Origin of the sequence: Mesorhizobium sp. M4B.F.Ca.ET.143.01.1.1 (genome assembly GCF_004792275.1) — a bacterium.
Classification (GTDB): domain Bacteria; phylum Pseudomonadota; class Alphaproteobacteria; order Rhizobiales; family Rhizobiaceae; genus Mesorhizobium; species Mesorhizobium abyssinicae.
The window spans coordinates 112,440-125,088 of record NZ_SRSR01000013.1 but is presented as its reverse complement, the minus strand read 5'-3'; the positions used below and the strand labels follow the sequence as shown (position 1 = coordinate 125,088).

Sequence of the window (12,649 nt, the reverse complement as noted above, 5' to 3'; positions counted from 1 at the left end):
GAGCCGGGCGCAATGAGAATTCGCCCGGATCTCCGGGCGATGGACGGATCGGTCGATCCGAGACTGGGAACGTTCGGCCAAGGGGCGCCGTGGTGCGCGGGCGGAACATACTGAATATCAACGGAGGAAAAACATGCTGACCAAACGTTCACTCTTGCTTGCCGCCGCGGCCATCGTCCCGCTGCTTGGCCTGTCCGACGCGGCCTCGGCCAAGGACGCCAAGAAGCTCGGGCTGGCCGTCGCCAACCTGCAGGCCGACTTCTTCAACCAGATCAAGCAGTCGGTCGAAGCCTACGCCAAGGAGAAGGGCATCGATGTGGTCACCGTCGACGCCAAGGGCGATTCGGCGACCCAGGTCAGCCAGGTGCAGGACCTGATCACGCAGAACATCGACGCGCTGATCTACATCCCGGCCGGCGCCACCGCCGCCACCGTTCCGACCAAGACGGCGAAGGCCGCCGGCATCCCAGTGGTCAATGTCGACCGTAACGCCGACGGCGCGCCGGGCGACACCTTCATTGCCACCAACAGCGTCGCCTCGGCCCAGGGCGTGTGCGACTACATCGCCAAGCAGGCCGGCGGCAAGGGCGAGATGATCATCATCCATGGCCAGAAGGGCACGACACCGGAAGTCGACCGCTCCAAGGGCTGCGGCGAGGCGCTCAAGGCCTATCCCGACATCAAGGTGGTCGGCGAGCTGTGGAGCGAAGGCTGGCACCAGGACGAAGGCTTCAAGCTGACGCAGGACCTGCTGCAGTCGCATCCCGACGTGTCGATCATCTTCGGCCAGGCCGATGCGCTGGCGTTGGGCGCGGCACAGGCGGTCAAGGTCGCCAATCCCGGCCACAAGGTCTGGGTTGCCGGCTTCGACGGCGACGTCGCGGCGCTGAAGGCCTTGAAGGACGGCGTGTTCGACGTCACCGCCACGCAGCAGACCCAGGGCATGGGCCGGCTCGCCGTCGACGCGGCGATCAAGCTGGTGGCCAGCGAGAAGATCCCTGCCGAGCAGCTGCAGGAAGCGACGCTGACCACCAAGGACAATGTCGCGCAGTTCATCGAAAAGCATCCGTAAGGCACCCGAGACAGCGCCGCGATGTCCTCCGACCCTCGCCACAGCGAAAGCCCGCATCACGGGCTCTTCGTCAATGGGCTCTGCAAGAGCTACGGACCGGTGCAGGTCCTGGCCGATGCGAGCTTCGAGGTGCGGCCGGGCGAGGTCGTGGCGCTGCTCGGCGAGAACGGCGCCGGCAAGTCGACCGTCTCCAACATCATCGCCGGCTCGACCAAGCCGGATGCCGGCACCATCATCTGGCGGGGGAAGCCCTATTCTCCCGCCAATCCGGCCGCGGCCATCGAGGCCGGCGTCGGCATGATCCATCAGGAATTGAAGCTGCTGCCGGACCTGTCGGTGGCAGAGAACGTCTATGTCGGGCGCCTGCCGATGCGCGGCGGCCGCATCGATCGCGCGACCATGAATGCCAAGGCCTCGGCGCAGTTGAAGCGCCTCGGCCTCGACGTCTCGCCGGAGCGCAAGGTGCGCACGTTGCGCATTGCCGCCCAGCAGCAGGTCGAGATCGCCAAGGCGCTGACGCTGAACGCCGAGCTCCTGATCCTCGACGAACCGACCGCGGCGCTCGGCGGCGAGGAGACGGAGCTGCTCTTCCAGCAGATCCGCAAGCTCAAGGCCGAGGGCATGTCCTTCATCTATATCAGCCATCGCCTCGACGAGATCGCGCAGATCGCCGACCGCGTGGTGGTGATGCGCGACGGCCGCATCGTCGCCCGGCACGAGCGCGCCGACATCCCGGTGCGCACCGTGGTCGAGCAGATGGTCGGGCGCAGCGTCGAGCGCATGTTTCCCAAGCTGTCGCCGCCGCGCGACGAAACGCTGCTCGAGGTCGAGAACCTGTCGTCGCCGGACAAGAGCTTCAACGCCGTCAGCTTCTCGGTGAAATCAGGCGAGATCCTCGGCATCGCAGGGCTGATCGGGGCCGGGCGCACGGAGCTGGTGCGGGCGATCGCCGGCGCCGACCCGATCTCTTCCGGTGCGGTGCGCGTCGCCGGCAAGCCGGTGCATCTCAACGGCCCGGCCGCCGCGATCAGGGCCGGCGTCGTGCTGGTGCCGGAAGACCGCAAGGCGCAAGGCGTGGTGCTGGAGCAGACGATCGGCGAGAACCTGGCATTCGGCAATTTCGACCATGTCGCGCCGAAGGGCTGGGTGTTTCCCAAGGCAGTGCAGAAATTCGCCGAGGCCGGCATCTCCCGGCTCGGCGTCAAGGGCAAGCCCAACCAGGCGGTCTCGAAACTTTCCGGTGGCAACCAGCAGAAGGTGATCATCGCCAAATGGGTGTCACGGCCACCCAAGGTGTTCATCCTCGACGAGCCGACGCGCGGCATCGACGTCGGAGCCCGCGCCGCGATCTACGACGTCATCGCCGACCTCGCCCGCTCCGGCATGGCGGTGGTGGTGGTGAGCTCGGATCTCGAGGAGGTGCTGGGGCTCTCTCACCGCGTGCTGGTGCTGAGCCGCGGCCGCCAGCGCGGCATCCTCGAGCGCGGCGAAGCCAGCAATGTCGCGGTGATGGAGCTAGCGACAAGCTGAGATCGACGTGAGGAACCCGGGGAATCGAAACTTGGCGCAGCAGGTGATAGCCTCCCAGGCACCGGACCGCGCGGGGCGCCAACAAAGTGTTGGCGCCCTTTGATTTCGCGAAAGCCGGCAGGAGGGAACCAATGACCAAACTATTCGATCTCAGCGGCGACGTTGCGCTGGTGACGGGCGCCGGCAGCGGCATCGGCCAGGCGATCGCCATCGGCCTCGCGGAAGCCGGCGCCGATATCGCCTGCTTCGGCCACAGCTCGAAGGGCGGGCTGGAAGAGACCGCGCAGAAGATATCCGCGCTCGGTCGCAAGGCGCTGGTGCTGACTGGCTCGGTGACCTCCGAAAGCGACCTGTCGGCGGCGATCGAGCGCCTGGAGAAAGAACTCGGCGCGCTGACCATCGCCGTCAACAATGCCGGCATCGCCGGCGCCGAGCCCGCCGAGACGCTGCCGCTGGAGAAATGGCAGAAGATCTACGACGTCAATGTCAGCGGCGTGTTCCTATCTTGCCAGGCCGAGGCGCGCGTCATGCTGCCGCGCCGCAGGGGCTCGATCATCAACGTCGCCTCGATGTCGGGCTCGATCGTCAATCGCGGGCTGACGCAGGCGCACTACAATTCCTCTAAGGCGGCCGTGATCCACATGTCGAAAAGCCTCGCCATGGAGTGGGCCGACCGCGGCCTGCGCGTCAACGTCGTCAGCCCCGGCTACACGCTGACGCCGATGAACAAGCGGCCGGAGGTGGCCGAGCAGATAAAAATCTTCAAGCGCGACACGCCGATGGGCCGAATGGCGACGCCGGAAGAGATGGTCGGACCGACCGTGTTCCTGGCGGCCCGCGCCTCGAGTTTCGTCACCGGCATCGACCTCATCGTCGATGGCGGCTTCGTCTGCTGGTAGGAGAGAAGATGCAGAAGCGCTTTGAAGGAAAGACGGCGGTCGTCACGGGCGCCAGCGGCGGCATCGGCGCGGCGATGGCGAAACGCTTCGCGGCGGAGGGCGCCGCGGTCGTGGTCAGCGCCATCGATCCGCGCGTGGACGAGGTCGCGGCAGGCCTCAAGGCGGCGGGCGCGAAGGTTGCCTCGATGCGCATGGACGTCACCAGGAGGGACGAGGTCGCGGCGCTCTACGACCTCGCCGAAAAGGAATTCGGCCGCGTCGACATCTCGGTGCAGAACGCCGGCGTCATCACCATCGCCAGGATCGAAGCGATGACCGAGGCCGAGTGGGACAAGGTGCTGGCGGTGAACACCAAGGGCGTGTTCCTGTGCTGCCAGGAAGCGATCGGGCGCATGCGCAAGCATGGCGAGGGCGGCCGGCTGATCAACACCGCTTCGGGCCAGGCGCGGCAGGGTTTCATCTACACGCCGCACTATGCGGCCTCGAAATTCGGCGTCGTCGGCATCACCCAGAGCCTTGCCAAGGAAGTGGCCAAGGAGAAGATCACCGTCAACGCCATCTGCCCCGGCATCATCGACACCGACATGTGGGCCTATAACGACACCGCCTGGGGCAAGCTGCTCGGCGACTACAAGCCGGGCGAGCTGATGGCGGAGTGGGTGAAGAACATCCCGATGGGCCGTGCCGGCAGCGGCGAGGACGTCTCCGGGTTGGTCAGCTTCCTCGCCAGCAACGATGCGGCCTACATCACCGGCCAGACCATCAATGTCGATGGCGGCCTGATCATGTCCTGAGGCTGTCGGATTGCGCATCGCTCAGTGCGTTTGTGCGTTGCGCGACATGAACCTTGGTATATATAATTTCATCCTGTGAAACGGCTTCGGCTCGCCGCATGGCGCGGCAGGCCTCGATCATGGGACCCTGATGGCTCGCATGCTCAAGAGCGCCGCATCGGCGGCGATCGAACCGCGGATGACTGCCCCGGCAGCCATCGACGGGCGGCCATGACGCGGCCTCGCTCCGCACGGCACCTTCATCCTGGCATCATCTCACCCTTTCGCGCCGGCTTCAGTGCCGGATGGGCGCTTGCGCAGCGACCGGCTTTTCCAACACAATCATAAAAAGACCAGAAGAAGGGAACGACCGATAATCCTCTAGAGCTTGACAGGAGAACAAGCATGTCACTTCGGAGCATGATTTCGACAGCATCAATGGGAGCCCTAACGCTTGCCCTGGCAAGCGCACTGACGCCGGCAGCGCAAGCCGCCGCGCCTGAATCCAGCGATCCGATCAAGATCGCCCTGTTCGACTGGACCAGCGTCAACCTCAACGCCAAGATTCTTGGCGGCATCCTCGAAAAGCTCGGCTACACGGTCGAATACCCGACCGCCGATTACCTCTCCAGCCTGACCACCGGCCTCACCAATGGCGACCTCGATGTCGGCCTGGAATTCTGGGACACGACCGCCGGCGAAGCCATGAAGGCCTCCGACGCCACCGGACAGACCGAGCGGCTGGGCAAGCTCGGCCCGAAGGCCAAGGAAGAATGGTGGTTCCCCGAATACATGAAGGAGAAATGCCCCGGCCTGCCCAACTGGGAAGCGCTGAAGGACCCGAAATGCGCCGAGGCCTTCTCGACGGCCGAGACAACGCCGAAGGGCCGCTACCTCGGCGGCCCGGTGACCTGGGAGGGCTTTGACGACGAGCGCGTCGAGGCGCTGAAACTGCCCTTCACCGTCATCCATGCCGGCACCGACGCGGCGATGTTCGCCGAGCTCGATTCCGCCTATCAGCGCAAGGCGCCGATCATGCTGTGGATCTATTCGCCGCACTGGGCGCCGGCCAAGTACAAGGGCGAGTGGGTCGAATTCCCCGAATACACGCCGGAGTGCTACACCGACCCCAAATGGGGCACCAACCCCGACGCCAAATACGACTGCGGCAAGCCGCATGGCGAAATCTGGAAATATGCCTGGGGCGGCATGAAGGAGAAATGGCCGGTCGCCTACAAGGTGGCCAAGGCCTATACGATCGACACCGACGAGCTCAACAAGATGAGCGGCGACATCGACCTCAACGGCAAGACGCCGGAAGAGGTCGCCGCCGCCTGGATCGCCGCCCACGAGGCCGACTGGAAGGCCTGGGCGCAGTGACCGTTCCGACTGGAAATTGCGAGACCCGGCCGGGCATGGCCGGGTCTCTACTGCCCGTTCCAGAAGGACGAATGCATGAGCGACGCGACTGAACCGCAGGCCGCAGGTGCGCCCAGGGATGCGCGCCCGATAAAGCTTGCCTGCCGCAATGTCTGGAAGCTGTTCGGCGCCAATGCCGCGAGCTTCATCCGCGAGCGCGCCGGCAAGGCGAGCCCCACCGACATCGCGGCGGCGGGACTGGTCGGCGCGGTACGCGCCGTCGACCTCGAGATCCGCCAGGGCGAGATCTTCATCATCATGGGGCTGTCCGGCTCAGGCAAGTCGACGCTGGTGCGCTGCATGTCGCGGCTGGTCGAGCCGAGCCATGGCAAGGTCGAATTCGAAGGCAAGGACCTGCTCAAGATTTCCGATGCGGCGCTGATCGAGCTCAGACGCCACCGCATGGGCATGGTGTTCCAGAATTTCGCGCTGCTGCCGCATCTCAACGTGCTCGACAATATCGCCTTTCCCTTGAGCATCCAGGGACAGGACCGGGCGACGCGAGAGGCCCGCGCCCGCGAGGTGATCGAGCTCGTCGGCCTGCGCGGGCGCGAGCATTTCTATCCGCGCGAACTTTCCGGCGGCCAGCAGCAGCGCGTCGGCATCGCGCGCAGCCTCGCCACCAAGCCGGAGATCTGGTTCCTCGACGAGCCGTTCTCGGCGCTCGATCCGCTGATCCGCCGCGAGATGCAGGACGAATTGATGCGGCTGCAGACGATGCTGCACAAGACCATCGTCTTCATCACCCATGATTTCGACGAGGCGATCCGGCTCGCCGACCGCATCGCCATCATGAAGGATGGCGAGGTCATCCAGACCGGCACACCGGAAGAACTGGTGGTCAATCCGGCGACCGACTATGTCGCCGAGTTCACCCGCGACGTCGACCGCGCCAAGGTGATCTCGGCGAGGAGCCTGATGCGCGCCTGCGGCGGCGCCGAGCATGGCGGCACAGTCTCGCCGGAGGCGAAGATTGCCAGCTTCTCGGCCGGTATCGTCGCGGCCGGCAAGCCCTTCGCCGTGATCAACGGAAGCGGCAAGCCGATCGGCGAAGTGACGCCGCAAGCGGTGATCGACCTGCTCGCCGGCATCGAGCGCAGCGGAGCCGGCGCATGACGGTAACGGCGAGCGCCAGCGAAGCCAGACCGCCGGTCCAGCGCTGGCTGGCGATCTGGGCGCTAGCGCTTGCCGCTGTGCTGGTCGTGTTCCTGCTCGAGGACAAAGTGCCCTGGGCGGTCAATTATCCGGCCGACGCCGTCATTCCGGTCGCCGACTGGATAGGCGGGCTGATGAAGTGGATAAAGACGAACTTCTCCTGGCTGACCCGCTCGATCACGGCGGTGCTTGGCGTGCCGCTCGACTTCGCGCTCGATCTTCTGGCCAAGAACTTCAAGATCGGCCATGGCGCTGACACCTTCACGCTGCCGCGCCTGTCATGGCTCGGTGTCTGCGTTGCGGCGTTCCTCGCCGGCCGCGCCGCCGGCGGCTGGAAGTTGGGTGTGCTGGTCGGCGGCTGCTTTGCCTATGTCGCGCTGTTCGGCCAATGGACCAGCGCCATGCTGACGCTGGCGCTGATCTCGATCGCGGTGCCGTTCTGCATCGTCACCGGCCTGTTCGTCGGCATCTGGGGCTGGCGCAAGCCCTGGGCCGAAAGGCTCGTCGTCTCCCCTGCCCTCGATCTGATGCAGACCATTCCGACCTTCGCCTATCTGATCCCGATGCTGCTCCTGTTCGGCAACAGCCCGGTGTCGGCGATGATCGCCACCGCCATCTTCGCCACGCCGCCGATGGTCAGGGCAACGATGCTCGGCCTGCAGCGCGTGCCGTCCGAGATCGACGAGTTCAGCGAGATGGCCGGCTGCACGGCCAGGCAGAAACTGTGGCGCGTGCTTCTGCCCTCGGCGCGGCCGACGCTGATGGTCGGCGTCAACCAGGTCATCATGCTGGCCCTCAACATGGTCATCATCGCCTCGATGATCGGCGCCGGCGGCCTCGGCTACGACGTGCTCCTGGCGCTGAGGGCGCTGAAGGTCGGCGAAGCGATGGAGGCCGGCCTCGCCATCGTCGCCTTGGCCATCGCGCTCGACCGGCTGAGCCAGGCGATCGCCCACAACCACGCGATGGGCCAGACGCACCAGGCGGCTAGCCCGAATTTCTGGCGGCGCTATCCCAACCTGACGCTGGCCGTCGCCATCCTTGCCGCCACCACGCTGCTCAGCCTGTTCGTGCCCGCCTTCGCGGCGGTGCCGAAGGCGATCACCTTCACGACGGCGCCGTTGTGGAAAGCGGCGGTGAACTGGGTGACGATCAATTTCTTCGACACAATCGAGGCCTTCCGCGTGGCGCTGATCCTCAACGTGCTCAATCCCGTGCGCGCCTTCTGCGAAGGCTTTCCGTGGCTGGGCGCCGTGTTCCTGCTCGGCCTTGCCGGCTTTCAGCTCGGCGGCCCGCGGCTTGCCGCGCTGGTGGCAGTGCTCACCGCCTTCTGCGCGGTCACCGGGCTTTGGGAAAAGACCATGGCGACGGTCTATCTCTGCGGCATCTCGGCCTTCATCTCCTGCCTGATCGGCATCCCGATCGGCTTTGCCGCTTCGCGCAGCGACCGCTTCGAGAAGATCGTCACGCCGATCATCGACACGCTGCAGGTGCTGCCGTCCTTCTGCTTCATCATCCCGGTGGTGATGCTGTTCCGCGTCGGCGACGTCACCGCGATGATCGCGACGATCGCCTTCGCCGTCGTGCCGGCGATCCGCTACACCAATCACGGCATCCGCCAGGTGCCGCCGGCGCTGATCGAGGCGGCGAAGGTTTCGGGCTGCACGCCGCGCCAGACCTTCTTCCGCGTGCAGCTGCCGCTGGCGCTGCCCGAGATCATGCTCGGCGTCAACCAGACGATCCTGATGGCCTTGGCGATGATCATCATCTGCGCCATGGTCGGTACCCGCGATCTCGGCCAGGAAGTGTTCATCGCGCTGTCCAAGGCCGATTCCGGCCGCGGCATCGTCGCGGGGCTGGCCATCGCCTTCATCGGCATCGTCGCCGACCGGCTGTTCAATGCCTGGACAGCGAAAGCCAGGGCGAGGCTCGGGTAGAGCCCCAAGCGCCGAAACTCCAAAGGAGACAGGACCATGACCAGCCGGACGGCCAGCTGCGCCTGCGGCCAATTGCAGATCCGCTGCCCGCAGGAGCCCGACATCGTTTCGCTTTGCCATTGCCTGGACTGTCAGCGGCGGACCGGCAGCCCGTTCGGGATCGCGGCCTTCTTCGATGCCGCCGCGACCGACGTCACCGGATCGTCGCGGACATTCGAGCGCAATTCCGACAGCGGATTTTCGATCACCTTCCACTTCTGCGGAAGCTGCGGTTCCACAGTGTTCTGGTGTCCTTCGCGACGGCCGGCCGCGGTCGCCGTTGCAGTCGGCTGTTTCGCCGACCCATCCTTTCCGGCGCCGACGCGCTCGGTGTTCGACAAGCGCCGGCACGGCTGGGTCGCCGTGCCGGCCTGACGGCAAGCGCGCCTGGTCGCGCAGGCGCTATTCCGCCGCGACGCCCTTCACCTCGAGATAGCTCTCCATCGAGTCGTCCAGCGCCTGCAGCCAGGGCGTATGGTGCAGCGGCGCCATGGTGCCGGTCATCAGCGAGCGATAGGCGTGGTCGCGGAAGCCCATGATGTCCTCCACCTTGTGATGCTCCCACTCCATGAAGGTGTGGTTGACCGCCTCGACGTCGAAGCCCGGATAGTCGGTCTGGTCCATCAGCTCCTTGGTGTAGTCGCCCTGGAACCAGATCATCTGCTCGGCGTCTTCCAGCGTCTCCTCGCGTGCGCGCCACTTGGCGCCGTGCTCGGCCATTGCCTCGGCCGAAGGCAGCTTGATGCGGCCCATGATGACGTCGCGCGCATACCAGGCCTGCGCGTCGAACATGTTGAAGGTATAGAACTGGTCCTGCATGCCGATATAGAACAGCTTCGGGTTCTTTTCCCACACCACGCCTTCATAGAGGTCGAGCGGCCACATGCGGTTGGCGGTCTTGAGCTTGAGGTCGTCGGTGAGGAAGGGGAAGGAATGCAGATAGCCGGTGCACAGGATGATGGCATCGACATCCTTGGTGGTGCCGTCCTTGAAATGCGCCGTCTTGCCGACGACCTTCTGCAGCAGCGGCACCTCCTTCCAGTTCTCCGGCCATTTGAAGCCCATCGGCTTCGAGCGGTAGCTGGAGGTGATCGATTTGGCGCCGTATTTGTAGCACTGCGAACCGATGTCCTCGGCCGAATAGGAACGGCCGATGATCAGGATGTCCTTGCCCTTGAATTCCATGGCGTCGCGGAAGTCGTGGCTGTGCAGGATGCGGCCGTTGAAGGTGGCGAAGCCCTCGAAGAACGGCACGTTGGGCACGGAGAAATGGCCGGAGGCGACGACGACATTGTCGAACTCTTCCGAGTAGGTGACGTCGTTGCTGCGGTCATGCGCGGTGACGGTGAATTTCTTCGTTGCGTCCGAATAGGTGACCATGCGCACCGGCGTGTTGAAACGCACCCATTTGCGCACGCCTGATTTTTCGACGCGGCCCTTGATGTAGTCCCACAAAACGGCGCGCGGGGGATAGGAGGCGATCGGCCGGCCGAAATGCTCCTCGAAAGTGTAGTCGGCGAATTCGAGGCACTCCTTCGGCCCGTTCGACCAGAGATAGCGGTACATCGAGCCGTGCACCGGGTCGCCATGCTCGTCGAGGCCGGTGCGCCAGGTGTAGTTCCACAGCCCGCCCCAGTCGGACTGCTTCTCGAAGCAGACGACTTCCGGAATCTCGGCGCCCTTGTCGGCGGCTGACTTGAAGGCTCGAAGCTGTGCCAGACCGGACGGCCCGGCTCCGATGACGGCAACGCGACTGTTCATGGCGGGTCTCCCGTTCTCATTTCCCCAGCGAAACAAATTTCACTGTCAGTAACAGTAATCGCACCTCTCGTGCTGTCAACGGTCCTTCTGGCGAAAGCGCGTTCCGCATCGGCAACTTCCGGTGAAAAACCGCCGGCGGGCTGTGAGCGGGAAACGCAGAAATCGGCCGTGGATGGCTTGTTGCGACGATTGCGCTCGTGTACCGGCAATGAATATGTTCACCTTGAGTGAAATAATTCCGCAGAATGCAGGGGGCGACATGGCCAAGAAGGCTTCCGATCTCAAGCACGGCGCCGGCGCCGCCAAGAGCAAGCCTTCGCCGAAGGCCGTGTCGGCCGACGGGCGCACGATCCGCACGCCGCTGACCCAGAACCCGCACGCCATTCGCGACACGCGCGAGAAGGTGCTGGAAGTGGCGATCGGGCGCGAGGTGCGGGCATTCCGCAAGAAGCTCGGCATCACGGTCGCCGATCTCGCCGTCGCCACCGACATTTCGCTCGGCATGCTGTCGAAGATCGAGAACGGCATCACCTCGCCGTCGCTGACCACGCTGCAGGCGCTGTCCAGGGCGCTCGGTGTGCCGGTCACCGCCTTCTTCCGCCGCTTCGAGGAGGAGCATGCCGCGGTCTTCGTCAAGGCCGGCGAAGGCCTCGATGTAGAACGCCGCGGCACGCGCGCCGGTCATCAGTACAATCTGCTCGGCCACATCGGCTCCAACACCAGCGGCGTCGTCGTCGAGCCCTACCTGATCACGCTGACCGAGGATTCTGATGTGTTCCCGACCTTCCAGCATGCGGGCATGGAATTCCTCTATATGCTGGAGGGCGAGGTGGTGTACCGGCACGGCAACAACCTCTACCCGATGAAGCCCGGCGACAGCCTGTTCTTCGACGCCGACGCGCCGCATGGACCCGAACAGCTGACGCGGCTGCCGATGCGGTACCTGTCGATCATCTGCTATCCGCAAAGCAGCGCGGGGTGAATGGCTAAATCTCCCCCCTCGTGGGGGAGATCGACAGCTTCAATCCGGCCCGAAACCCGGGCTCGTCGGGCTGCCATCGTCCAGCTTCGACAGCCACTCGACCAGCGTCGGACGGTAGCGGGTGAGGCCCTTGTAGGTGGCGAGCTCCTCGGGCAGGTCGCGGATGACGCGGTGCAGGCGACGTGCCCATTTCGGCTGCGTCACCAGCTCGTCCATCTTGATCAGGTAGCAGCGGATCGGGAAGACGATGCCGTTGGAGCGCGGCAGCCGCCAGAAGCTCTGCAGCTCGACGCGCAGATGCACCTTGTCGCCGACATTCTCAGGCGTGACCGTCGCCCGGTCGGGACCCCATTTGTGATAATTCTCGGGGCTGGTGTCGAGGCGCGGATTGATGGTCATCGTCCAGTTGAGCCGCCGCGCCGGCTTGCCCTGCTGGATGTTGGTGAGGAATTTCAGCGCACGGATGAAGATGCCCTTCTCGTGCGCCAGCGGCACCGGCGCGTGCCACTCGAAGAAATTCATACCGATGTCGAAATCGAGCGACCAGTCGGCCTGGGTGGTGACCATGCCGGCATCCATCCACAGATTGCCGTCGCGCTGGTCGAGGATGCAGAAATCGCCCTGGCTCTGGCGGGTGATGTATTCCATCGGGCCATAGGGCAGCGTCGAGGTGTCGCCGAAGGTGAAGGTGTCGTCGATGCCGAGCGGCCGGTTGATCCAGCGCCAGCGGTCACCGTCGCGGGTCAGCGTGAAATGCTCGGGATAGCCGAGCGCCTGCTGCTCCATCAGCAGCTCGAGCAGGTCCCAGCCGGCCAGCGTCATATGCGGCAGCGACTGGCAGCGCAGCGGATCCTCGGCCAGAACCAAAGCGCGATCCTGCATCTCGGCGACATAGTGCTCGTCGACGTCGATCAGGTTTTCCAGCACGCTGCCCTTCGGGCCGACGACGTGCGGCTCGATGTTGACGGCATACATGTAGCTGTCTTCGTTGAACGGGAACGGGAAGCGCCTGATGTGCTCCGGGCTGTTCCTGAACGTGTAGTCGTCCCGAAAGGTTTCCTTGCGAAAGGTGATGCCCAAGC

Annotated in this window: 11 protein-coding genes; 9 read left to right on the top strand and 2 right to left on the bottom strand. The window is 64.9% G+C overall.

Translation table 11 applies throughout. The annotated features are described in order from the left end of the window. The first annotated feature begins 133 nt into the window (after window positions 1-133). The 8 genes from EN786_RS26765 to EN786_RS26730 all read left to right on the top strand — a co-directional run bounded on the left by EN786_RS26765 (window position 134) and on the right by EN786_RS26730 (window position 9,199). Complete coding sequence (locus EN786_RS26765) at window positions 134-1,072, top strand: sugar ABC transporter substrate-binding protein (protein WP_127282596.1); 939 nt, start codon at window positions 134-136, stop codon at window positions 1,070-1,072. A 21-nt stretch (window positions 1,073-1,093) separates the two neighbouring features. Further along, complete coding sequence (locus EN786_RS26760; protein WP_127310448.1) at window positions 1,094-2,602, top strand: sugar ABC transporter ATP-binding protein; 1,509 nt, start codon at window positions 1,094-1,096, stop codon at window positions 2,600-2,602. Between the two features lie 131 nt (window positions 2,603-2,733). Further along, a complete protein-coding gene (locus EN786_RS26755) occupies window positions 2,734-3,501 on the top strand; it encodes an SDR family oxidoreductase (protein WP_127310447.1) in 768 nt (255 codons plus the stop codon). 8 nt (window positions 3,502-3,509) lie between these two features. Beyond that, window positions 3,510-4,295, top strand: coding sequence for an SDR family oxidoreductase (locus tag EN786_RS26750; RefSeq protein ID WP_127310446.1), 786 nt, complete (start codon window positions 3,510-3,512; stop codon window positions 4,293-4,295). A 384-nt stretch (window positions 4,296-4,679) separates the two neighbouring features. After that, complete coding sequence (locus tag EN786_RS26745) at window positions 4,680-5,654, top strand: ABC transporter substrate-binding protein (protein ID WP_127282592.1); 975 nt, start codon at window positions 4,680-4,682, stop codon at window positions 5,652-5,654. Window positions 5,655-5,729: 75 nt separating this feature from the next. Further along, on the top strand, window positions 5,730-6,809 hold the full coding sequence (locus EN786_RS26740) for a glycine betaine/L-proline ABC transporter ATP-binding protein (RefSeq protein WP_127310445.1): 1,080 nt from the start codon (window positions 5,730-5,732) through the stop codon (window positions 6,807-6,809). Then, window positions 6,806-8,785, top strand: a complete 1,980-nt coding sequence (locus EN786_RS26735) for an ABC transporter permease subunit (protein ID WP_127310444.1) — start codon at window positions 6,806-6,808, stop codon at window positions 8,783-8,785. The genes EN786_RS26740 and EN786_RS26735 overlap by 4 nt, the downstream gene beginning before the upstream one ends. A 36-nt stretch (window positions 8,786-8,821) precedes the next feature. Next, window positions 8,822-9,199 (top strand): GFA family protein, encoded by a 378-nt coding sequence (locus tag EN786_RS26730; protein ID WP_127310443.1) that lies wholly within the window; start codon window positions 8,822-8,824, stop codon window positions 9,197-9,199. Between the two features lie 27 nt (window positions 9,200-9,226). On the opposite strand, the gene EN786_RS26725 is transcribed toward EN786_RS26730, so the two are convergent. Next, complete coding sequence (locus tag EN786_RS26725) at window positions 9,227-10,585, bottom strand: NAD(P)/FAD-dependent oxidoreductase (RefSeq protein WP_127282588.1); 1,359 nt, start codon at window positions 10,583-10,585, stop codon at window positions 9,227-9,229. 259 nt (window positions 10,586-10,844) lie between these two features. Between EN786_RS26725 and EN786_RS26720 the strand changes: the two genes are divergently transcribed. Next, on the top strand, window positions 10,845-11,567 hold the full coding sequence (locus EN786_RS26720) for an XRE family transcriptional regulator (RefSeq protein ID WP_127282587.1): 723 nt from the start codon (window positions 10,845-10,847) through the stop codon (window positions 11,565-11,567). 39 nt (window positions 11,568-11,606) lie between these two features. Here EN786_RS26720 and EN786_RS26715 read toward each other — a convergent pair whose 3' ends face one another. Next, on the bottom strand, window positions 11,607-12,647 hold the full coding sequence (locus EN786_RS26715; protein ID WP_127311185.1) for a DUF3445 domain-containing protein: 1,041 nt from the start codon (window positions 12,645-12,647) through the stop codon (window positions 11,607-11,609). Window positions 12,648-12,649: the final 2 nt, after the last annotated feature.

Bases quoted from the DNA above. Each gene is read 5' to 3' on its own strand.
- EN786_RS26745 (WP_127282592.1), top strand. From the start codon at position 4,680: ATGTCACTTCGGAGCATGATTTCGACAGCATCAATGGGAGCCCTAACG.
- EN786_RS26720 (WP_127282587.1), top strand. From the start codon at position 10,845: ATGGCCAAGAAGGCTTCCGATCTCAAGCACGGCGCCGGCGCCGCCAAG.
- EN786_RS26765 (WP_127282596.1), top strand. From the start codon at position 134: ATGCTGACCAAACGTTCACTCTTGCTTGCCGCCGCGGCCATCGTCCCG.
- EN786_RS26725 (WP_127282588.1), bottom strand. From the start codon at position 10,585: ATGAACAGTCGCGTTGCCGTCATCGGAGCCGGGCCGTCCGGTCTGGCA.
- EN786_RS26760 (WP_127310448.1), top strand. From the start codon at position 1,094: ATGTCCTCCGACCCTCGCCACAGCGAAAGCCCGCATCACGGGCTCTTC.
- EN786_RS26740 (WP_127310445.1), top strand. From the start codon at position 5,730: ATGAGCGACGCGACTGAACCGCAGGCCGCAGGTGCGCCCAGGGATGCG.
- EN786_RS26730 (WP_127310443.1), top strand. From the start codon at position 8,822: ATGACCAGCCGGACGGCCAGCTGCGCCTGCGGCCAATTGCAGATCCGC.
- EN786_RS26755 (WP_127310447.1), top strand. From the start codon at position 2,734: ATGACCAAACTATTCGATCTCAGCGGCGACGTTGCGCTGGTGACGGGC.
- EN786_RS26735 (WP_127310444.1), top strand. From the start codon at position 6,806: ATGACGGTAACGGCGAGCGCCAGCGAAGCCAGACCGCCGGTCCAGCGC.
- EN786_RS26750 (WP_127310446.1), top strand. From the start codon at position 3,510: ATGCAGAAGCGCTTTGAAGGAAAGACGGCGGTCGTCACGGGCGCCAGC.